Raw genomic sequence first — 20922 nt, forward strand, 5'->3', positions numbered from 1 at the left:
CGTCTAAAATTTAAAATTCCAGGTGATACTTGGTATGATCGGGAAAAGGGATACCTGTTTCAATCCGATCTGAAAATCTCCTCCTGCAGGAGAACCATCTGTATCGACATAAATAAAGTATGGATTCTGTCTGTTGTACACATTATACACAGACATACTTATATTGCTTCGAAGTTTTTTCTTTACCTCAATTTTCTCTCCTGTAGCCTTGTCTTTTTTCATTCTCGTAGGTTTATCATACCACGTAGCAGAAAAATCTAATCTGTGATAGGCTGGCATACGGGTAGAATTCCGCTCTCCGTATTCATACATTATTTGTTCTCCATTCAAATACCACGAAACCGGAAGTGTCATCGTATTTCCAGAAGCATAAACAAAAACAGCTCCAAATGTCCAGCGTTCACTTAGTTTGTAAGTCAATGCTATCGACAAATCATGTCGTCGGTCGTACTTGGCGGGAAAATAGTCCGGTTGTAAATCGGGAAATAACCGCTCTGTTTTGGATAAAGTATACCCTACCCAACCTGTCAGCTTCCCTATATTCTTCCTGATAAAAAACTCTACTCCGTATGATCTCCCGGTTCCGAATACCAGCAAGTTATCCGGGTTATCATTCACCGTTTGTTCCGGTAATGCTCCCTCTCGGTATTCAATCAGGTTTTTCATGCCCTTGTAATAGACTTCAACGGAAGTTTCAAACATGCCTTTGAAGAAATTCCTGAAGTACCCTAAAGAAGCCTGCCAACCACGTTGAGGTCTTGCAATATCTGTACTCGGAAACCAAATATCCGTTGGTAAAGAAACCGAGCTTAACGAGGCCAGGTGAATATACTGCGTAACCTGGTTAAAGCCAGCCTTAATCGATGATTTGTCCTTTAACATAAAACGGGTACTAACTCTTGGCTCCCACCCATCGTAAAACTTAATTCCTTCGTTCTTTCCGTACACAATCGAACTATCGTTCACCTGCCCCGGATTTTTTATATACCGTTCAAACGGACCTAAATGCTGATACCAGGAGTACCGAAGTCCCAAATTAATTTTCCACCATTCTGTCACAGCAAAATCATCCTGTATATAAACAGCTCCTTCCTGTCCGTAAATACGTTGAATATCTCCCGTATCGAAGACTACATCTGCTGACTCAGCTGAAACACTTGTTGGTGTAAAAACATGATAAGTATATGCCGTTCCAAATTTTATCTCATGCCGAGGGGTAGGATAATACGAAAAATCAATTTTCCCTCCTATATCACGAACACCTGAAAACAATGAAAATTTAAACTCGTCCTGCTCCGAGTTAAACTGAAAATTGTAATCTGTAAAGACCCCGGATATATTCATAAACAATTTCTCTCCGAATAAATGATTCCACCGGATCACCCCTGTAGCATTCCCCCAGGGCATTTCAACTCTGAAATCATCTTTTGCATTATTGAATATAAATTTGTCCTTTCCGAAATAACCGCTCAGGTAAATTTTATCCCGCTTTGAAATCCTGTAATTCAGTTTGGCAGTATAGTCATGAAAAAAATAACTGGAACCATGAAAATTTGACGATTCGGGTACAAATGCTTTCATAAACAAATCGATATACGTTCTTCGTCCACTCAGAATAAAAGATCCTTTATCTTTAACAATGGGACCTTCTACCGTAAGGCGTGACGACAAAACACCTATTCCTCCCGAAACAGAAAATCGTTTGTTATTCCCCTCATTCATATTTACTTCAAGAACGGATGCTAACCTTCCTCCGAATTGAGCCGGCATGCCCCCTTTAATAAGATTAACGTTTTTTATCGCATCTGCATTGAAAACAGAAAAGAATCCAAACAAATGAGATGCATTATAAACGGTTGCCTCATCCAATAAAACCAGATTTTGATCGGGACCTCCCCCTCTGACGTAAAAACCTTGTGCCCCTTCATTTGCTGATGCAACTCCGGGCAATAGCTGAATTGTTTTAATAACATCCACCTCTCCCAAAAAAGCCGGGAGGGTTTTCATTTGTGAAACATCCAGAGAGATTGTCCCCATTTCGGTACTTTCTGTATTCTTATTTTCGTCTACGGCCGTCACAACCACCTCGCTTGTAACACGTGATTCGGGTAGAAGAGAAATATCCAGGGAAATATCTTTTAAGAGTTCGATCGTATCTGTATAGCTGTCAAATCCTAAAAAAGATATTTTACAAAAATATCGTCCTTCCGGAAGACTAATAGAGAAAAAACCATAGGTATTAGTTACCACTCCCTGATTAACTTCAGGAAAATAAACCTGTGCTCCTATCATTGTCTCTCCCGTCTCTCCGTCCTTTACGTAACCACTAACCGAATATTTTTGAGCAAAAGCGGTTGAAAGAGTAAAAAAAACGAATACAAGAAGGGTAAAACTATATGTTTTAGAGTACCACATTGGTTTCTTTGTCAAATTGCTTAAACGATACAAAAACTGCAGCTGCCGCAATAAGAATCATTGTTGCAAAACTAATCATCAGTAGTCCGAAATCGAGTGTTCCGGCAATCAACTCTTTTGTAGCCAGTACAACATTTACAATAGGAATTGCAGCTGTTGCCACATTCAACTCTATTCCCGGAAAGAATCCAACCATTGCAGGCAGAATGACCAAAAAGTTTAGTGGAGTAATAATACTCTGCGCTTCTTTGAATGATTTCGCATATACTGCTATCGGAATCATCATTCCCGCAAAGAAAACGGTAAGAGGAATCAAAAGTAAATACAACATACCTAAGAACTCTCCACTCAAAATACTGTACATGATCTCAAGCAATTTTGGATCTTTGATCAAATCCAGGACCTCTATGGAAATAAACAATCCGAATAATGCAAGAGATGCCGCCATTAAACCGGATAAAACGACAACAATCATTTTACCAATCAGGATCTTCCAACGTTCAACCGGTGTTGTCAATAGGGTTTCTATGGTACCTCTTTCCTTTTCCCCTGTAAATAAATCAATAGCCGGGTACATGCATCCGATAAAACCAAAAGCTATAAATAAATACGGAAGTATTCCCCCTGCAAGTTTTCCCAATGTTTCCTTGTCACTTGCTGTATTCGTATAAGTAATCTGGACCGGTGTCACACTCTCAACAGACAGTTCCATTTCATTCAGTCGCTGAATACGCATCGCTTCAGAGATCGCATCCAGATATCCTTTTACCCGTTCTTTATTTCCAATTTTTGTTGCATTTACAAATACTTCTACCTTACTTGTTCTGTGGTTTTTCATATCTCCATCAAAACCTGCCGGTATAGATACTGCAGCTTGAACGCTATCTTCCTGAACAAGTTCCTGCATAACCGCCGGATCAGAAACGGCAACAAAATCAAGGTTGGACAAACTATCAGGTAAAGCTTTCAACGCAGTAACAATCGGGTTATTCTCAAACTGCTGATCATAAGCAATAATCATTTTCTTCGTCATAGCATCCTTTTGAAAGCTTTCTGAAACGTTAACGAATACAGTAAGAATAACAGGAAATAAAAGTACCGGGATCACAATCATTGTCATCAATGTTCGGCGATCACGCAATGTTTCTAATAAATCTTTTGTAAAAATTGTGATTATCTGCTTCATGTTATCCCTGATTTACAATTCGTATAAACTCACCAGTAAGACTATCTTCCTGCATATTTTCCCTGAATTCTTCCATTGTTCCGCTATGCAGTAATTTTCCTTTATGAATGATCGCCAAATCATCGCATAATAAATCCACTTCCGACATAATATGACTGGAAAAAATTACTGTCTTTCCCTGTGTTTTACAATTGCGGATCAGCTGAATAATTCCGGCAGATGTAATTACATCTAATCCACTGGTAGGTTCATCAAAAACAACTACTTCAGGATCATGAATCATTGTACGGCAAATCGATACTTTTTGCTTCATTCCCGTACTCAGTTTTCCAATGCGCTTATGAATGAAATCAGTCATATTCAACAATTCGAAAAGGTATTGTTTTCTTTCTCTGAGTTGAGCAGATGGCACCTCGTACAATTTACCAAAGTAGTCAATGACTTCGTTTGGTGTCAGACGCGCATACAATCCTGTTGATCCTGTTAGGAAACCAATTTTCTTTCTTGCTTCCTGAGGTGATGCTATCGCATCTACTCCCCCGATTTTAATTCCACCCGATGTTGGACGATAAATCGTCGACAACATCCGCATTGTCGTGGTTTTTCCGGCTCCGTTTGGTCCCAGTAAGGAAAAAATTCTTCCCGGTTGGCATGTAAAAGATATTCCGTCAACTGCAATGGCTTTCGATTCTCTGGTATTCAGTTCTTTCTTTTGTTTGGCAGTAAGCGTGAATTCTTTGTATAAGTTTTCAACTTCTATCATAATCTGTTCATTCTGCCTATAAAGATATAAAACAGCCCCTTAGTCGCCAGTAAACCGTATGTGTTTTTACATTTTTTTTGATCTATTCATCCGTCACAATAATAAAATCAGGATTAAACGGTTGAATTATATCTATAATCTGATCAACAAAAGCATCTGGATTTTTAAGATACATCGGTAAAAAGTTATCATATCGCTCCTGTAAGCCCTGATTAGGATACAATTTCTGCTGTATTTTTTCCATCCGGTTCAAATCATTTTCAAATCGCTGTTTTTCCGCTTTTAACAGTCTCCCTCTTACGTTATCAAGGGACTTTCGGAATCGCGCCATTTCTCCTCCAACCATTCCCGCCAGAGAGGCATCAGTCTGTTCGGCTTTGTATTTCAGGCTTTGTTCTAATTGCTCCAATAAGGTTTCTTCATCAGAAAAATCCAGTTCATTTCCTGACTTTTCCAAAACATATTCCTTGCGCAAGTCTTCTATTCGCTTAGCAAAATCGGAAAATGACAATCCCAGATCATTAATTTTCCCTGCTGTATTCTTATCTATAAATTGCAGAGAGCTTCTTAATCCCAATAACGGAAAAGGAATTTCTGCTTCTTCAAAAACACCTTTTAGTTGTAACCAGTAAGCCAATTCCCCGCCGCCGCCGATATAGGCAAGATTCGGTAGAATCGTCTCCTGATAAAGCGGACGAAGAACTACATTCGGAGAAAATAATTCTGGACGGCTATCCAGCAGATCCATTAACTCCATGGGAGAAAATTCTCCCTTACCTTCAATACTTATTTTTCCTCCATCCGGTACAAGTCGCTCACGGTGTCCTTTTTCAATAAAAAATAAATTTACCGGTCGTGGCATAACCTGAGACTTAAAACCCATTTCATGTAGTTCCGCTGATGTTTTTTCAACCTGATGAAAAGCAAAAGAACTAACCAGATCTTTTGCCATAGTCTTTCTGAATAGTTTCTTTAGGTCTGCGTGATCCGCATCAATGATCACCACACCATATTTACCAAACAAATACTGTACTAATCGCCCGGTAGCTTCAGCAAGATTATCTCCAGAATAATGACTGAACAATAGTTCTAATTCATCTTTTTTATCCGGAAAGAGATCAAAGACCTCTTGTTGCCAACGATCCCAGTTTTCCGCTTCATATCGTCCTACAGGTCCTGACTGTCCGGTATGCCACTCTATCTTCTTCCCAAAAAGATGAAAATGATTGATTTCTTCAAAATCATGATCCTCGGTAGCCATCCAATAAACTGGCACAAAATTCTTATCCGGATACTCCTCTTTCAACTCTTTAGCCAATTTGATAACATGAGCTATTTTATAGATAAAAAACAACGGTCCTGTCATCAGATTAAGCTGATGCCCTGTTGTAACCGTATACGTAGAATTATCCAACAAACGGGTCAACGCATCACTTTGTTCTATTCCCCAACGATTATATTGCTCTTTAAGAACCTCTACCAGACGTGACCTGTTATCAGCAGTATACTGGCGATCTTTTCTTTTCATTACTTCACCAAAAGCTTCTTTGGAAAAAGGCGTCCCCAAAAATCCCTGTAAAGCCTCTTGTTGATATGCTAACTTGCAGTGTAACTCCGAAAAAAAAGGTAATTCGCTGCGATTTATTCGTTCAATTTGCATGCCACAAAGGTAACGATTCTACCTGTTGCAAGACGGAAGAGTAAAAGGAATTTATTCCGGTAAAACCATTCAGGAGTGAAAAAAAATGGTGATTTTTGCACAAAACGAATAGAATGGAAAAAGCAAAAATAACAACCAACAAAGGTGAAATGATTGTTGAGTTTTACGAGAAGGATGCTCCTAACACAGTAGCTAATTTTAAAAAACTGGCAAACGACGGATTTTATAATGGTTTAAACTGGCACCGCGTTATTCCTGATTTTGTTATTCAGGGAGGGTGTCCGGACGGAACTGGTGCAGGTGGTCCCGGATACAGTATTGACTGTGAATTGGACGGAGACAATCAGTTTCACGACAGAGGCGTTCTTTCTATGGCACACGCCGGTAGAAATACAGGAGGATCGCAGTTTTTCATTTGCCACAGTCGTAAAAACACAGCACACCTTGACAGAAATCATACAGTTTTCGGAAAAGTGATTGAAGGACTGGAAACACTGGATGCTATACGCCAGGGTGATACTATCGATAAGATTGAGATTTTCGAAGCATAACTTCAAATACATCCCGAAGGTGACTATTTTCTCCTTCGGGACCTTTTACTACTAAAAATATTTTCCTATTTTTCAGCGTTTTATCCAAAACGCAAAGTATGAAAACAATTCCTTTCTTACTCTATCTCTTTATTTTCGGAACATTGATTGTTTCTTGTAAAAAGAAGGAAAAAGACCCTGTGAATGATACTTCTCAGGAAAAAGTATTAAAAAACATTTCTTACGGACCGGATGAAAGAAACCGGATGGATGTCTATCTTCCCGCAGGACGCACCAGTGAGACAACCAAGCTGTTCATTTGGATTCATGGCGGCGCATGGATGGAAGGAGACAAATCTGAGTTTGCTAACCTCAAATCATCTCTGGATTACTATTTACCGGACTATGCTTATATTTCTGTAAATTACAGATTATATACTTCCTCTACTACTGACCATATGTTTCCCGATCAGGAAAACGATATTCAACTGGCGGTAGAATATATTCAATCTCATCTGAACGAATGGAATATTTCGGATAAAGCGGTCATTGCCGGCGCCAGTGCCGGAGGGCACTTGTGTCTTCTTCAGGCGTATAAACACAATACCAATGGTTTTATTAAAGCTACAGTCAGCTATTTCCCTCCTACTGAACTAGCTTCATTTTATAATTATAACTGGTTCTCCACTTATGTATTATCGACCTTAACCGGTGGTACACCTGCAAATTTACCTGAACTTTATTCCAGTTCCAGTCCGATCAATTATATCACTTCCAATTCGGTTCCCACCGTTCTTTTTCATGGCACAAATGATGACGTGGTTCCCCTGAGTCAAAGTGAACTATTATTAGACACCTTACAAACGTATTCCGTTCCTCATTTCCACCAGTTTTTTACTGGAGAGGGACATGGTTTTACTACTCAGGTTACAATTCAAAGTATACAGCAGACAGCAACCTTTCTGGAAGAATACAATCCGTAACAAATGACATTAGAGGACATTATTAATTTTGAAAATCCGGTATCGGTTTTGCGCTTCACATTAGTAACATTCTTTGCTATATTTTTTCGCTATGTTCTGATTTGTGGAGTTTTCATCCTTGTATTTGACCGTATCTTGCAGAATTCCATGACAACAAGAAAAATCAATACTTCATTGCGTCCGCCTTCGCAAAAATGGAAAGAAGTAATGTGGTCGTGTTTATCATCCTTTATTTTTGCTATATCCGGAACCCTGCTTTTATACGCTTATACCGAAAATAAAACATTACTATACGATCAGTTTTCTCTTCACGACATCTGGTATATTCCACTGAGTATACTACTGGTATTATTCTTGCATGAAACCTACTATTATTTTCTGCACAGGTGGATGCATCACCCAAAAGTATTCAGACACTTTCACAAAGTACACCATGACAGTATCATCACATCTGCCTGGACATCCTTTTCTTTTCATCCACTGGAAACTCTGCTACAGGCTATCATCATCCCATTGGTAACACTAATTGTTCCCTTACATATTTACAGCTTATTTTTTCTACTGGTATTGATGACCGTATCCGCTACTATTAACCATCTCAATATCGAGATTTATCCAGGGTGGATGGCCCGAACCGGAATAGGAAAATGGGTAATCGGAGCGACTCACCATAGTCAGCATCACAAATACTACACAAAAAACTTCGGTTTATATTTCACTTTTTATGACCGGATTCTGCAAACAGAAAGTACTGACTTCGAAACCGTTTTTCTTGAGAAAACTCAATCTAATAACGAATAGTCTTTTATTCAATCGGTCGTGAATATACCCTTCCCGCATAGCGGAGTTCTTCAATCGCTATTTTGCTTCTGGTCAATAACTCAGGGTATGGGATGAACATAAAATAAATTTCTACTTTATCTTCTGTCAATGATTGATCCGATCGTTTGTTTCGGACTATAATCGTATCCTGAACATAACTCCCGAATACAACAGGTTTGTTTAGCTTGAATACATACCAATCCGGGCTACCTCCTACCTCAATCATTCGAATACATTCTCCGGAAACCGGTAACTTATCTCCAAGGTACGGATTCGTTTTAGGTGCGAAAAGACGTAATTTCAACCCGGAAAGATTCGTAACCACCCTTCTTGAATCCTGAGTAGTATATCCATGATTACTGAAATAGTGTAACAATCTTTTCAGTTTTCCCGAGCCGAACTTTCGCCTCAAATTGAAACGCTTCCAAACTCCTCTTTCCAATTTAAAGTTGTCCAACTCTACAGAAATAAATACAACAAAAATTCCAACATACACAGCACCGCTGATGAAAGTTGGCATCGCACTTAAAGCTCCTACCTCCAGACTCATAAAAATGAACTGTAGCATTAAGACAGTCACCATCGAAATGGTCAGTATATCCTGTTGTAATGTAATTCTGAATTTTTGATTTCCCGCAAAAAAAGGAGAATGGTTCATCGCATTATTCTTGAAATAAAACCAAACACGCAATGATAACAGAAAGAACACAATGGTTACCGCACTAAGACCTTTTGCAGCAGGACTTATCAACCAGTAATCATAAAACCCATGGGCCAACATAGATACTACGAAACCACCAAGAATAACCAGCCATTTCCAGGCAGAATCTTTGGGCATACGGAACCGGACTATGATAAAGGCGTATGCTACAATAGCCCCATCAAACATATGTCCGACAGTTGACATAATTGAGCGTACCACTATGTTTTCATAATGCTCCAGATACATCAGATTTTCTACAAATGCAAAACCAAGTGCAGAAACAGAGGCATAAAGAATATAATCGAATGGCTCCCGCAGTTTTTTCGCATAGATACCAAAGAGAATCCATGGGATTACCTTTACCAATTCTTCTCCTCCACCAATAACCACCGTACAATACATGAAATCATTCCATACGTCCCCATTCAAGGTCCAATTGGCAACTAACCGGGCATAATCATAAATCGGAAGGCATAAGAAAGTCGAAAAACAGGCTAACACAAATACGATCAAAATATCCCGCCATTTTTCCCGGTTATACATGTCCATTGTACGCAAAAAGACAACCCAAATGAATGAGATAACAAAAGCCGCTATAAACGTAAACAGCCCTACTCCGGAAAGCCTCCAATCCAGTAAATTGATAAAATAAAGCTCCCAGTTTCCATTCAAAAAATGATAATCATTCTGAATCTGATTCGGTAAGTATTTACTTCTATCCCTGTTTTGCATGAGTGACTGCAAAGAATCAGAAGTCTCCAACCAATACATCTGGTAAAGCATCATATACGTTTGTTCAAAGCCAGGATTTACCCTCTCCTCTTGTAGTAAAGACACTTCAGCTTCTGCAGGTCGTTTATTCTGAATATAGTAAACTGACTTCATGAAGTTGACATACGCCATTGTATCGGGAAGTGTGTTCAGGTAAGCAATATTCATCTCTTTCTCTCCGCAAAAGTACATCGCGTATTCATAAGCCATTCGCTTATGTATCTCTTCCGAATCACCATACAGATTGATAAGAGTATTACAGTTTATTTCAGCTTCTGTTTGTTTATAGGAAAACTCCTGAATGTATTCAATTTGCGCCCGTATATCATTGGGGCTGGCTATCGCCTTTTCTCTCAACCCTCTCAGGTATAAATTTCTGTTTTCATATTTGCTCCCCAACGAAATTGCCTCTTCAGGGGTCAGGTTCTCTTTATCCGGAATAAAAACGTTTAGTGTTATAACCGGAATAATAACCATTGCAAGTAAAGCAACAAGTACACGATTGTTATAGTACCATGATTTGTTTTGATTTTCAGGTTTCAGTATTCTTCTACGATAAATTGTCGTTATTATAACTACAGCTATAATAACAGAATAGATAACCATAATATTCATAGTACAATGATGCGAAAAAAAATCAGTTCGGAAGTAGAAATCAGGAGATAGATTTTTTCAATTTTGTTCCGTGGAATTCTTTCGTCAGTTCAATATAGGCATCGGAATACATTCCGTTTTTTTCCCGAACAACCAAACTTTGTTTCTTCATTTTGGAGGGAGGGTACTTCCTGAAAACAACACACATTCTCTTCACTAACACTTCTGTTGCATACACCGTTAATTCAGAATGTACGTAGAAGCCAGTAATCGTTTCTTTGTATTTATCCATTGTATCTACCGGGAGAATCAACGCTAAAGCACCTCCGTCGGCTAACAACCGGAACGATTTCTCAAAAAAGGAAGATAGGGGTAAAGAATCCGTATGACGCGCTTTATCTTTTTGTTCTATCCCCGATTTCAAGGCATTCTCAAAAAACGGAGGATTTGAAAGAATCATATCATATTTTTTGTCTTCAGGCAGTACCAAAAAGTCCTGTTCCCAAACCGAACAATTTTCACCTATCTGATTAGTTCTGAAATTTGCTTGTGCTACCTGACAGGCTGTTGTATCAATTTCAACTGCATTAATTTCTGCATGGGGATACTTTTGCGCCATCATAAGTGACAGTACCCCGGTACCCGTCCCTACATCCAAAATAGTTTTCGGCAAAGGATCCACTTCCAGCCAGGCACCAAAAATCATAGAGTCGGTACCAACCTTCATTGCACACCCTTCCTGCTCTACAGAAAAATGTTTGAAACGAAAAAGTGACATTACTGATCTTTATCTTCTGCTTCTTCTCCAGACAGGTAGAGTTCTATTAATCCTTCAGGAGCCGTAAAATGAAGCGCTTTATTTGATCGATCGACTTTTGACACCGTATCAACAGAAAGCGGAATTAACACCTCCGTTCCTTTGGCGTCAATCTGAATAAGCGGATTAGCTGCGTGATCTAAAATCGCAATCACTTTTCCAACCTGTCCAAAATGGGTTTCTACCGCATCAAAACCTATAACTTCATGATCATAGAAAGAAGTTCCTTCCAGTTCAGGGAGAAATGAAAGTGGTAGGTATAGTTCTTTTTTCAAAATCTCTTTTGCCTCTTCTTCGGTGGTCACACCTTCAAACCGAACACGGGCAAAATTCTTATTCTGAATCTGAATAGATTCAATAAAAAAAGGAGTCAGTTGTCCGTGAATATCCACGAAAACTGACTCCAATTCGCTATACTCAAGAGGCTCGGTTACATCCAGGTAAATCATTACTTCACCTTTGAACCCGTGGAGACGGGCGACATTACCTAATAAGTAACATTCCTCTTTCGTCATCTTTTTTACTCGGCAGCAGTCTCTTCTTCACCACCTTCTGCAGCTGGAGCTTCCTCTGTTGCTGCTTCTTCTGCAGGAGCTTCAGCTTCTTCAACCACTTCCTCTTCAGGAGCGTTTTTAGCCTCAATTGCTTTTGCTCTGGCAGCATTTACTTCTGCTTCAGCAGCCAAACGCTTCTCCAATGCATCCTGCTCTGCTTTCGAAAGATTATCTTTCTTAGCAGTGATTTTTGCTTCTTTAGCAGCTTGCCACTCGTTGAACTTTGTTTCAACCTGCTCTTCAGTCAATGCACCTTTCTGCATTCCTTTTACAAGGTGGTTTTTGAACAATACACCTTTATAAGAAAGAATTGCACGAGCTGTATCAGTCATTTCCGCCCCAGTCTGAACCCAGTTCAACGCACGATCAAAATCGATATCGATTGTTGCAGGATTTGTGTTCGGGTTGTATGTACCGATTTTCTCGATAAACTTACCATCTCTCTTTGCTCTCGCGTCAGCGATAACAATGTGGTAAAAAGGCTTACGCTTTTTACCGTGTCTTTGCAATCTGATTTTTGTTGCCATAATTTTTATTAGTTGGAGTGCGAAACCCCGGTTAATAATTAAAAAATTAATTCAAGGGTGCAAATTTATGCTATATTTTCGAAAAACCAAACGTTCGGAAGAAATAAGAACCAAATCGCTAGCTTCAATCTGGAAACAGGGTAGTTTTTTCTGATTGGAACGGGTAATCGATTTTTATTATAAATTTGCCCCCAACTAGAACAGAAATTAATCATTATGGCTAATAATCTATTAAAAGGTAAAAGAGGAATCATCTTCGGAGCGTTAAACGATATGTCTATCGCATGGCAGGTGGCTCTGAAAGCACATGAAGAAGGAGCTGAGTTTGTATTGACCAATGCACCAATTGCTATGCGAATGGGAGCAATCAACGAACTGGCAGAAAAAACAAACAGTCTGGTTATTCCTGCTGATGCAACAAGCCTGGAAGATCTTGAGAATCTATTCTCGAAAGCTATGGAGCATCTGGGAGGTAAGATCGATTTCGTTCTTCACTCAATCGGAATGTCACCGAATGTACGAAAAGGAAAACACTATACAGATATTGATTATAAGTTTTACAACCAGACACTTGACATTTCTGCAGGATCTCTTCACAAGACACTGGCTACAGCTCATAAAATGGATGCGTTGAATGAATGGGGGTCTGTTGTGGCACTTACCTATATTGCCGCACAGCGTATTTTCCCGGATTACAATGACATGGCTGATGCTAAATCACTATTGGAGTCTATCACAAGAAGCTTTGGTTATCACTACGGAATTAAGAAAAAAGTACGTGTAAATACAATCTCTCAATCTCCTACAGTAACAACTGCCGGACAAGGAATTAAAGGATTTGATGAGTTCATCAATTTCTCCGATCAGATGTCACCACTAGGAAATGCATCTGCAGAAGCATGTGCTGACTATTGTGTGGCGATGTTCTCGGATCTTACAAGGTATGTCACTATGCAAAACCTTTTCCATGACGGCGGTTTCTCAAACACCGGAGTTACTCAACCAGTTATTGAGAAATTCGGAAACATCGAATAAACCATTTTTGATACGAAACTTATACGGCCCTCGTCTACCCGGCGAGGGTTTTCTTTTAGATAAAAGTGAACCTTACTTAACGACTATCAGGAATTTCAGTTAAAATCAGAGAGACTCCCTTAACTCTCCCCGACAAATTACCGGATAAGATTATCTTTGTAAAAAATTAAGATTTATGTCACACAATGTAAAGGATGCAAGTTATTGCCTCGGAATGAGTGTAGCCGGGAGCTTAATCGGACAGAATTTGACTGAGATTGACCCTCAGCGATTCTTGAAAGGGTTAACCGATATACTTGATCAAAATGCACCGGAATTTAATGCTGAACAGGCAAATCAGATTATCCAGGAGTTTATTCAGGAGAAAACAACCAAACAATTTGAGCAATTCAAAGTAGAGGGAGAAAATTTCCTGAAAGAAAATGCACAAAAAGAAGGTGTACACACAACTGAAAGCGGCCTTCAGTATGAAGTTCTTACAGAAGGAAATGGTAAAAAACCTTCGGCAGCTGATACAGTAACTGTTCACTACCATGGAACTTTAATCGACGGAACTGTATTTGATTCATCTATCGAGCGCGGAACGCCTGCTCAATTTGGAGTTCATCAGGTTATTCAAGGATGGACAGAAGCTCTTCAGTTAATGTCAGAAGGTGCAAAATATCGTCTATACATTCCTCAGGAACTGGCATACGGAGCAAATCCTCATCCGGGTGGAGCGATCAAGCCTTTCATGACATTAATATTTGATGTAGAATTAATTTCAGTTGCCTAATGAAAAAGACTGCACTACTTCTTTCATTACCGATTCTTTTATTCTCGTGTGGAGGAGAGGAAAATTCGGAAATGGGAGAAACAGAAGGAAAAAAGTCGGTTATTACCACAAGTGATGAATTTGACGATCTTCAAATTACAACACTGGATGATAAAGTGGCATATTCTATTGGTTTTAATTCAGCAGGAGACTTACGAGAGTACACTGATTCGGAGAAATATAGCCAATACTTTAATAAGGAAGCTTTAAAAAATGGTTTCTACTCCGGAATTGCTTCTTCGGACTCCAGCAAAGCGGATGATTGTAATGAACTACTTTCTACCTATTTTGGAACTCCGGGCTCATTTGACACGATGTATATTAAACCTAACAGAGCCTCGGATTGCATGGGCTTTATGCGAGGATTCGAAATTCGTTTCTCTCTAGCAAAAAGAGGAGTTTTCAATCATTTGAACGCCGACCTGATCAAAAAAGGGTTTAAAGACGGTACTTTTGATTACGACACCTTGATTCCAATTAACGATCAGGTATCTATCATCTCTGAATACTTTAGCTCGCTCACGAAAAAAGAAGGCGAAGCATTTTTGGAGAAGAATAAACAACGTCCTGAAGTTACAACTGCTGACAATGGGCTACAGTTTGAGGTAATCAAAGAAGGCACAGGAGCAAAACCTACTTTGAACTCTACTGTTTCGGTTTATTATACGCTTTCATTAATAAACGGACAGGTTGTAGAATCAAATGCACAGGAACCAGAACCGGTTAGCTTTCCTCTAAACGGAGTAATCCAGGGATGGCAACAGGGACTGCAGTTGATGCGAAAAGGCGGTATTTACAAACTATACGTTCCTTATGAATTGGGGTATGGTCATCAGGGAACGCAAGGAATTCAACCTTACACAACTCTGGTTTTCCAGATCGAACTGGTAGACTTTAAATAACAACGAACTATCAACTCATAAAAAAAGGTTGTCGATATCGACAACCTTTTTTATTCAATTATACTGAAAGATTAAATATCTTCAACCATATCCTGACCAACAAGGATTCGTCCGCAATGCTCACAAACGATAACTTTTTTCTTAGCCTGAATATCCATTTGACGTTGAGGTGGGATCTTATTAAAACATCCACCACAAGAATCTCGTTCGATCGGAACTACAGCAAGACCATTTCTTGAATTCGAACGTAAACGCTCATAAGCAGAAAGAAGACGATCATCAATTGATTGACGTGCTTTTTCTGATTTCTTTACAAGATCTTCTTCGTCTTTCTGAGTTTCAGCTACGATTTCATCCAACTCTCCTTTTTTCGCATCAAGATCTCCTTTTCTTCGCTCCAACGTTTCTTTAACGGTAGTAACAACTTCCTTCTTGTTCTCGATATCGAACTTTGCTTCCTTGATACGCTTTTCACTCAACTGAATCTCCAACGTCTGGAATTCAATCTCCTTACTCAACGATTCATATTCGCGGTTATTACGAACATTGTTTTGCTGCTCCTTGTATTTTTCAATAGCTGCAGTTGCTTCTTTGATCGTATTCTTGTAACCTGCTATTGCCGACTCTGCGTCCGACAATTCACCTTCCAACTTTTCAACTCGTGTAGAAAGTCCTTCTATTTCATCCTCTAGGTCCTCTACCTCAAGAGGTAACTCACCGCGAATGGTTCTGATTCGGTCGATTTCAGAATCAATCTTCTGAAGATTGAATAGTGCATCTAATTTTTCAGCTATACTCGCTTCGTTTTTCTTTGCTTTAGTAGCCATGCGCTATAGATAATTTACTGGATTCGTATTTAACTCTGTCAAATGAACGGCAAAGGTAGTAAAATTTTTCCTGATACTATCACCAATTAAATCAATTGTAAACTGCTCACTTTCATAATGCCCAATGTCAGCGATAACAATGTGACCATCAGCATCAAAAAATTCGTGATATTTAAAGTCTCCCGTAATAAATAAATCTGCTGCTGAACGAATCGCCTGATTAAGTAAAAAACTACCGGAGCCTCCACAAAAAGCGACCTTTTTCACTTCCTTTTTCACAAGATCCGTATAACGTATCGTTCCACAGGAAAATTCTTGCTTTACCTTTTCCAGAAAAGCCATCATCTCCATGGGTGTGTCTAACTCTCCCACCATTCCCGCACCTTCGAATTGATTTTTATTTTTTAATGGAAAAAGATCATACGCTACTTCTTCATAAGGATGGGCAGCCAGCAAAACTCTCACAACATTTCCTTCCAGGTATTCCGGAAGAACCACTTCCAACCGGATTTCAGGTTCTTCATGTAGCTGCCCCTTTTCTCCCACATACGGACTGGCATTTTCAAGTGCCCGAAAAGACCCCATTCCTTCTGATGAAAAACTGCATTTATCATATTCACCTATAGTCCCGGCTCCTGCTGAAAAAACAGCCTTACGTACCGATTCCAAATGTGATTTAGGCACGTAGGTAACCAGTTTACTCAACTTTCCTTTTACGGGAGATAAAACGCTCAGGTTACTCAACCCTAACCGCTTTCCTATTTCGAAATTTACTCCAAATCTATAATTATCCAGATTGGTATGTATCGCATACAAGGCGACCCCGAATTGAATAGCTTTTATAACTGTCCGTTCTACGTAATTTTTACCGGTCAGGGACTTCAAACCTTTAAACACAATCGGATGATGAGAAACAATCAGATTACATCCCTTGCGAACAGCTTCGTCAACAATATCTTCCGTGCAATCCAGCGAGACAAGAACTCCCGTAACCTGCTGTTGATTATCTCCTACCAACAAACCACTATTATCATAACTTTCCTGAGTTGCCAAATGCGCTTTTCGCTCTAAAAAATCTGTTATATCTTTTATCTTCATAGCTTCTTTATCTGCCACAAAAGTACAACAATGTTTACTCCTAAAACCGGATCAGGCAGAATCCGGTCGGATAGTCAGACGGATAAAGGAAAGTCCATCCTCTGTTTTAACCTTTTCAAGATCACCGTCAAACTGCTCAATGATCGTACGAATCAATTCCATTCCAAACGACTTACTTCTTTCGTTTATTTCAAAACCAACCCCATTATCACGATAATACAAATAGATAAGATCCCCTGCTTTTTTCAGTCGAATTTCAATACGGGGCTGAATAGTTTCATCCTTTCCAAAAGCATGTTTATATGAGTTGGTTACCAACTCATTGATAACGATACCAAGAGGGAAAAGCAACTCACTATCCAACGCTCCCAATTCATCCTTAAAGGTAAAAACAACCCTTTTATCTAACGTCAGTGCCTCAAGGTTTCTGATTAAGGTTTGAAAATATTCAGTTGTACTAATATTGGAGAAATCTTCCTGTTTATAGATCATTTCATGAACGATAGCCAAAGACTGAATACGCTGTACGGCTTCATTAAATGCCTCCACAACATGTTCATCATCCTGATTCCCGGCCTGCAAACGAAGTAAACTGGATATGATCTGAAAATTATTTTTTACCCGATGATGTATTTCTTTCAGAAGCAGTTGACGCTCGTGATTTTGTGCTTCAATAATTTTATTCTTTCGATTTACTACCGCCAGTCGATTTAACACTACAATGATCGCAATGATAGCCAGTAAAAGCATAACCGAAACCAAAGTGGTAATCAACTTTTGTCGGTTGGCGTCTCTTTTCTTTTCCTTCTCTTTATTTGCCTGGCTCATTCGCTCATAAGCCATTTGTTTTTCAAAGTCAAATTTCACTGCTTCTTTCAAAGCTGCCTTTCTCAACTCATCACTCGTCTGATCTTCCTGTAGTTTCAATGAGCGCTCATAGAACTCAGCCGCCAACCCGGACTCCCCTTTTTCATCATATAATTTTGCCAGCAATCTGGAACTACGACGTTGGATCTCCACATTTTCAACTTTCGTTCCCAATTCAAGCGACATTTTAGCCATTGCTATCGCCTTGTTTTGTTGTCTATTCTCAGAATACAATTCAGCAAGATTCAGATAGGTATGCCCCATTCCCTTTAAATCTCTGAAACGTTCTACAATTCGTAATGACTCATCGTAATATCCCTCTGCTTCTCCAAACTCTTTCATTCGAAAAGAAACAACTCCCAGATTATTCAGAGTAGAAGCCATATTAACCGTATCTTTTAACGCTTTTCTCAAGGTTAAAGCTTCCAGATATTTTTCTCTCGCTATTGAAAATTTCTCATCTTTACTAAAACAAGCCCCCAGGTTATTCAGAATCATGGCCATTCCGGACGAATCGGCTATTTCTTCATAAATCAGGTAGGAACGTTTAAAATAATCGGCAGAGGCATCATAATCTCCCAAATCTCTGAAAACCACCCCAATATTATTCAAAACATAAGCCACTCCCTGCTTATCCCCTATCCGTTCCTTAATCCGGAGAGCTAACTTAAAATATTTCAACGCCTTCACATAATCTCCACGAGACATATAAGTAATTCCTATGGTACTTAGCGTGAGTGAAAGCCCTGTCTGATCTCCCCCCCGCAGGTAATGTCGCAAAGCAACTCTGTATGCTTCCATAGCTTCATCAAACTCCCCCTTCCTGTGATACAAAACACCAATAAAGTAGTTTATCTCTCCGAGAGAATTATGATATTCTTCCTTATTTTCTCCGGAAAATGTTTTTTTAACGTCTTGTTCTTCCAGCTGGATGTAATGAAGAGATGAATCGGGGTTTGTTCCATAAAAAGCATCTGCTTTCGAACGGTATATACTCACAGAAGATGCCTTGTCATCCTGCGCTGACGAAGCAAATACCAACAACAAAAACAGGCCGCATAAAAGCTCGGGAAGAGTCAGTATCCTGTAAAAAGATAAGCTACACCTCATAAACCAAATATATGTAAATATTTCATTTCCGAAAGGTTGAAGAGAACATTATTCAATGTCCCCTGCTTTTATTGACTTTACAGACTTACAATTTTATTACCTTTGATTCCTATGAACCGATGGAGACTTATATTGTTGCCGTTTTCGATCCTTTACGGTACGATCACCGGAATCCGCAACCTGCTATATAAAGTCGGTATTTTCTCTTCTTATGAAATCCCTGTCCCCTCCATTATCGTTGGAAATCTTAGCGTTGGTGGAACGGGAAAAACGCCTCATGTGGCGTATCTGACATCCTTTCTTAAGGACAAATATAACATCGCTATTCTCAGCAGAGGGTATGGAAGAAAAACGAAAGGTTTTTTAGTTGTCACCACAGATTCTATAGCAGCAGATGTCGGAGACGAACCTCTGGAGTATAAGTCAAAATTCGGTTCTGATGTGCAGGTTTTTGTTTGTGAAAAACGAAAAACAGGTATTGAGATGATACTGAAACAGTTTCCTGATACAGATCTAATTTTACTGGACGATGCCTTTCAGCACAGAGCTGTCCGGGCCGGTCTGTCAATTCTTATCAGCGATTATTCCCGTCCTTTTTTTAGAGACTTTGTTCTACCTGCAGGAAACTTAAGAGAATGGAAAGACGGAGAAAAACGGGCTGATCTTTGCATTTTTTCCAAGTGTCCTCCGGAACTATCTGAACAAAACAAAACACACTATCGTTCAACGTTTCACAATCCGCAACAGGTTTTCTTTTCTTCTGTTGTTTATGGCTCGCTAATTCCGCTATCAGGACACTCAATACCTTCAGACATTTCAGACATCATCCTTGTAACAGGGATTGCTAATCCCAAACCTATCCGGGAATATTTATCTTCGGAAGCAAAAGTTACTCCGGTAGTATTCCCTGATCACCATCGCTTTTCCCTCCAAGATATCCATCGCATTCACGAAATATTCCGTAATTTTACCCACGGAAAAGCAATTATCGTAACAACGGTAAAAGACGCTATGCGTCTGCTTACAGAAGAGTTTAAAAATGAGACAAATGAATTTCCCTGGTTCATGCTCCCGATAGAGGTCGACATTGAAGACAGCGGAAGGTTTACTAATGAAATAATACAATATGTTGAAAGCCATAAACGAAGCAGCTGAATTTATTCAGAGTAAAACATCCATACAACCTGAAATTGGTATCATACTTGGAACCGGACTGGGTGGTTTGGTGAAAGAAATCGAAGTGATTGATGAAATTCCTTATGAGAGCATCCCTCATTTCCCTGTTTCTACAGTTGAAAGTCACAAAGGGAAATTGATTCTGGGAAGACTCGGAGGAAAGACGGTAGTTGCAATGCAGGGGCGTTTTCATTATTACGAAGGGTATTCTATGCAGGAAGTAACTTTCCCTGTTCGGGTGATGAAAATTCTGGGAATTCAACGCTTGTTTGTTTCGAATGCTTCAGGAGGGGTTAATCCTGACTTTGAAGTTGGAGAGATCATGATCATCAATGATCACATTAACCTGATGCCTGCTCATCCGCTAATCGGTAAGAATATTGATGAATTGGGACCACGATTCCCTGACATGAGTGAACCATACGATACTGAAATGATTGAGCTCGCTCAAAAAATAGCAGGAGAGAACGACATCAAAGTATCTACAGGTGTTTATCTAGGATTAACCGGCCCTACATTGGAAACTCCGGCTGAATATAAATATGTTCGCGTAATCGGAGCAGATGCTGTAGGAATGTCAACAGTACCGGAAGTAATCGTAGCACGACACATGGAAGTTCCAACGTTTGCGATTTCTATCATTACCGACCTTGGAGTACCTGGGAAAATTAAAAAAGTAAGTGTTCAGGATGTCATCAATGTAGCTTCCCGTCAGGAGCCAAAAATGACACTGATAATGAAAGAATTGATTAGTAGAATCTAAGAAAC

The 20922-nt window shown here is 39.4% G+C and carries 19 protein-coding genes; 8 read left to right on the top strand and 11 right to left on the bottom strand.

Features of this window, described 5'->3' with window-relative positions; translation table 11 throughout:
- Positions 1–3: 3 nt before the first annotated feature.
- The 4 genes from ABDZ97_RS06280 to bshC form a co-directional block, all read right to left on the bottom strand.
- Positions 4–2415, bottom strand: coding sequence for a TonB-dependent receptor (locus ABDZ97_RS06280; RefSeq protein WP_343785735.1), 2412 nt, complete (start codon positions 2413–2415; stop codon positions 4–6).
- On the bottom strand, positions 2402–3601 hold the full coding sequence (locus ABDZ97_RS06285) for an ABC transporter permease (protein ID WP_343785736.1): 1200 nt from the start codon (positions 3599–3601) through the stop codon (positions 2402–2404). The genes ABDZ97_RS06280 and ABDZ97_RS06285 overlap by 14 nt, the downstream gene beginning before the upstream one ends.
- A 1-nt stretch (position 3602) precedes the next feature.
- Entirely contained in the window at positions 3603–4364 is a 762-nt protein-coding gene (locus ABDZ97_RS06290; protein WP_343785737.1) for an ABC transporter ATP-binding protein, read from the bottom strand.
- Positions 4365–4446: 82 nt separating this feature from the next.
- On the bottom strand, positions 4447–6024 hold the full coding sequence (gene bshC / locus ABDZ97_RS06295; RefSeq protein ID WP_343785738.1) for a bacillithiol biosynthesis cysteine-adding enzyme BshC: 1578 nt from the start codon (positions 6022–6024) through the stop codon (positions 4447–4449).
- A 113-nt stretch (positions 6025–6137) separates the two neighbouring features.
- Here bshC and ABDZ97_RS06300 point away from each other — a divergent pair, with 113 nt between their 5' ends.
- The 3 genes from ABDZ97_RS06300 (at position 6138) to ABDZ97_RS06310 (ending at position 8338) form a co-directional block, all read left to right on the top strand.
- Entirely contained in the window at positions 6138–6575 is a 438-nt protein-coding gene (locus ABDZ97_RS06300) for a peptidylprolyl isomerase (RefSeq protein ID WP_343785739.1), read from the top strand.
- A 98-nt stretch (positions 6576–6673) separates the two neighbouring features.
- On the top strand, positions 6674–7537 hold the full coding sequence (locus tag ABDZ97_RS06305; protein ID WP_343785740.1) for a prolyl oligopeptidase family serine peptidase: 864 nt from the start codon (positions 6674–6676) through the stop codon (positions 7535–7537).
- Positions 7538–7540: 3 nt separating this feature from the next.
- On the top strand, positions 7541–8338 hold the full coding sequence (locus ABDZ97_RS06310) for a sterol desaturase family protein (RefSeq protein ID WP_343785741.1): 798 nt from the start codon (positions 7541–7543) through the stop codon (positions 8336–8338).
- 4 nt (positions 8339–8342) lie between these two features.
- Here ABDZ97_RS06310 and ABDZ97_RS06315 read toward each other — a convergent pair whose 3' ends face one another.
- Genes ABDZ97_RS06315 through ABDZ97_RS06330 form a run of 4 tightly spaced genes read right to left on the bottom strand, consistent with a single transcriptional unit; the run spans position 8343 to position 12325 of the window.
- A complete protein-coding gene (locus ABDZ97_RS06315; protein ID WP_343785742.1) occupies positions 8343–10448 on the bottom strand; it encodes a PrsW family glutamic-type intramembrane protease in 2106 nt (701 codons plus the stop codon).
- Positions 10449–10488: 40 nt separating this feature from the next.
- Positions 10489–11205, bottom strand: coding sequence for a tRNA1(Val) (adenine(37)-N6)-methyltransferase (locus ABDZ97_RS06320; RefSeq protein ID WP_343785743.1), 717 nt, complete (start codon positions 11203–11205; stop codon positions 10489–10491).
- Positions 11205–11759 (bottom strand): ribosome maturation factor RimM, encoded by a 555-nt coding sequence (gene rimM, locus ABDZ97_RS06325; RefSeq protein WP_343785745.1) that lies wholly within the window; start codon positions 11757–11759, stop codon positions 11205–11207. Before rimM ends, ABDZ97_RS06320 begins: the two co-directional genes overlap by 1 nt.
- Positions 11760–11764: 5 nt before the next feature.
- Positions 11765–12325, bottom strand: coding sequence for a 30S ribosomal protein S16 (locus tag ABDZ97_RS06330; RefSeq protein ID WP_343785746.1), 561 nt, complete (start codon positions 12323–12325; stop codon positions 11765–11767).
- Between the two features lie 216 nt (positions 12326–12541).
- Between ABDZ97_RS06330 and ABDZ97_RS06335 the strand changes: the two genes are divergently transcribed.
- The 3 genes from ABDZ97_RS06335 (at position 12542) to ABDZ97_RS06345 (ending at position 15076) form a co-directional block, all read left to right on the top strand.
- A complete protein-coding gene (locus tag ABDZ97_RS06335; protein WP_343785747.1) occupies positions 12542–13360 on the top strand; it encodes an enoyl-ACP reductase FabI in 819 nt (272 codons plus the stop codon).
- 175 nt (positions 13361–13535) lie between these two features.
- Positions 13536–14135, top strand: coding sequence for a BamJ family beta-barrel-assembly machinery protein (bamJ, locus tag ABDZ97_RS06340; RefSeq protein WP_343785748.1), 600 nt, complete (start codon positions 13536–13538; stop codon positions 14133–14135).
- Positions 14135–15076: an FKBP-type peptidyl-prolyl cis-trans isomerase gene (locus ABDZ97_RS06345; RefSeq protein WP_343785749.1), complete on the top strand. Its 942-nt coding sequence runs from the start codon at positions 14135–14137 to the stop codon at positions 15074–15076. The genes bamJ and ABDZ97_RS06345 overlap by 1 nt, the downstream gene beginning before the upstream one ends.
- Before the next feature lie 71 nt (positions 15077–15147).
- Here ABDZ97_RS06345 and ABDZ97_RS06350 read toward each other — a convergent pair whose 3' ends face one another.
- The 3 genes from ABDZ97_RS06350 to ABDZ97_RS06360 are packed head-to-tail and all read right to left on the bottom strand — an operon-like array spanning position 15148 to position 18978.
- Entirely contained in the window at positions 15148–15903 is a 756-nt protein-coding gene (locus ABDZ97_RS06350; RefSeq protein WP_343785750.1) for a zinc ribbon domain-containing protein, read from the bottom strand.
- Between the two features lie 3 nt (positions 15904–15906).
- Positions 15907–17019: a Nif3-like dinuclear metal center hexameric protein gene (locus ABDZ97_RS06355; RefSeq protein WP_343785751.1), complete on the bottom strand. Its 1113-nt coding sequence runs from the start codon at positions 17017–17019 to the stop codon at positions 15907–15909.
- A 33-nt stretch (positions 17020–17052) separates the two neighbouring features.
- Positions 17053–18978 carry a tetratricopeptide repeat protein gene (locus ABDZ97_RS06360; protein ID WP_343785752.1) on the bottom strand — a complete coding sequence of 642 codons (1926 nt, stop codon included), beginning with the start codon at positions 18976–18978 and terminating at the stop codon, positions 17053–17055.
- Between the two features lie 111 nt (positions 18979–19089).
- On the opposite strand from ABDZ97_RS06360, the gene lpxK reads away from it, so the two are divergent.
- Both lpxK and ABDZ97_RS06370 read left to right on the top strand, forming a co-directional pair.
- Positions 19090–20133: a tetraacyldisaccharide 4'-kinase gene (gene lpxK, locus ABDZ97_RS06365; RefSeq protein ID WP_343785753.1), complete on the top strand. Its 1044-nt coding sequence runs from the start codon at positions 19090–19092 to the stop codon at positions 20131–20133.
- Entirely contained in the window at positions 20105–20917 is an 813-nt protein-coding gene (locus ABDZ97_RS06370) for a purine-nucleoside phosphorylase (protein ID WP_343785754.1), read from the top strand. Before lpxK ends, ABDZ97_RS06370 begins: the two co-directional genes overlap by 29 nt.
- The last annotated feature ends 5 nt before the right edge of the window (positions 20918–20922 follow it).

Source organism: Wandonia haliotis (assembly GCF_039523435.1).
In the GTDB taxonomy this organism is placed as follows: Bacteria; Bacteroidota; Bacteroidia; order Flavobacteriales_D; family Crocinitomicaceae; genus Wandonia; species Wandonia haliotis.

Excerpts from the sequence above, each read along its gene's own strand:
- ABDZ97_RS06335 (WP_343785747.1), top strand. The coding sequence starts at position 12,542 with ATGGCTAATAATCTATTAAAAGGTAAAAGAGGAATCATCTTCGGAGCG.
- ABDZ97_RS06310 (WP_343785741.1), top strand. The coding sequence starts at position 7,541 with ATGACATTAGAGGACATTATTAATTTTGAAAATCCGGTATCGGTTTTG.
- bamJ (WP_343785748.1), top strand. The coding sequence starts at position 13,536 with ATGTCACACAATGTAAAGGATGCAAGTTATTGCCTCGGAATGAGTGTA.
- bshC (WP_343785738.1), bottom strand. The coding sequence starts at position 6,024 with ATGCAAATTGAACGAATAAATCGCAGCGAATTACCTTTTTTTTCGGAG.
- ABDZ97_RS06290 (WP_343785737.1), bottom strand. The coding sequence starts at position 4,364 with ATGATAGAAGTTGAAAACTTATACAAAGAATTCACGCTTACTGCCAAA.
- ABDZ97_RS06280 (WP_343785735.1), bottom strand. The coding sequence starts at position 2,415 with ATGTGGTACTCTAAAACATATAGTTTTACCCTTCTTGTATTCGTTTTT.
- lpxK (WP_343785753.1), top strand. The coding sequence starts at position 19,090 with ATGAACCGATGGAGACTTATATTGTTGCCGTTTTCGATCCTTTACGGT.
- ABDZ97_RS06330 (WP_343785746.1), bottom strand. The coding sequence starts at position 12,325 with ATGGCAACAAAAATCAGATTGCAAAGACACGGTAAAAAGCGTAAGCCT.
- ABDZ97_RS06305 (WP_343785740.1), top strand. The coding sequence starts at position 6,674 with ATGAAAACAATTCCTTTCTTACTCTATCTCTTTATTTTCGGAACATTG.
- ABDZ97_RS06350 (WP_343785750.1), bottom strand. The coding sequence starts at position 15,903 with ATGGCTACTAAAGCAAAGAAAAACGAAGCGAGTATAGCTGAAAAATTA.
- ABDZ97_RS06315 (WP_343785742.1), bottom strand. The coding sequence starts at position 10,448 with ATGAATATTATGGTTATCTATTCTGTTATTATAGCTGTAGTTATAATA.
- ABDZ97_RS06285 (WP_343785736.1), bottom strand. The coding sequence starts at position 3,601 with ATGAAGCAGATAATCACAATTTTTACAAAAGATTTATTAGAAACATTG.
- ABDZ97_RS06370 (WP_343785754.1), top strand. The coding sequence starts at position 20,105 with ATGTTGAAAGCCATAAACGAAGCAGCTGAATTTATTCAGAGTAAAACA.
- rimM (WP_343785745.1), bottom strand. The coding sequence starts at position 11,759 with ATGACGAAAGAGGAATGTTACTTATTAGGTAATGTCGCCCGTCTCCAC.
- ABDZ97_RS06320 (WP_343785743.1), bottom strand. The coding sequence starts at position 11,205 with ATGTCACTTTTTCGTTTCAAACATTTTTCTGTAGAGCAGGAAGGGTGT.
- ABDZ97_RS06360 (WP_343785752.1), bottom strand. The coding sequence starts at position 18,978 with ATGAGGTGTAGCTTATCTTTTTACAGGATACTGACTCTTCCCGAGCTT.
- ABDZ97_RS06345 (WP_343785749.1), top strand. The coding sequence starts at position 14,135 with ATGAAAAAGACTGCACTACTTCTTTCATTACCGATTCTTTTATTCTCG.
- ABDZ97_RS06300 (WP_343785739.1), top strand. The coding sequence starts at position 6,138 with ATGGAAAAAGCAAAAATAACAACCAACAAAGGTGAAATGATTGTTGAG.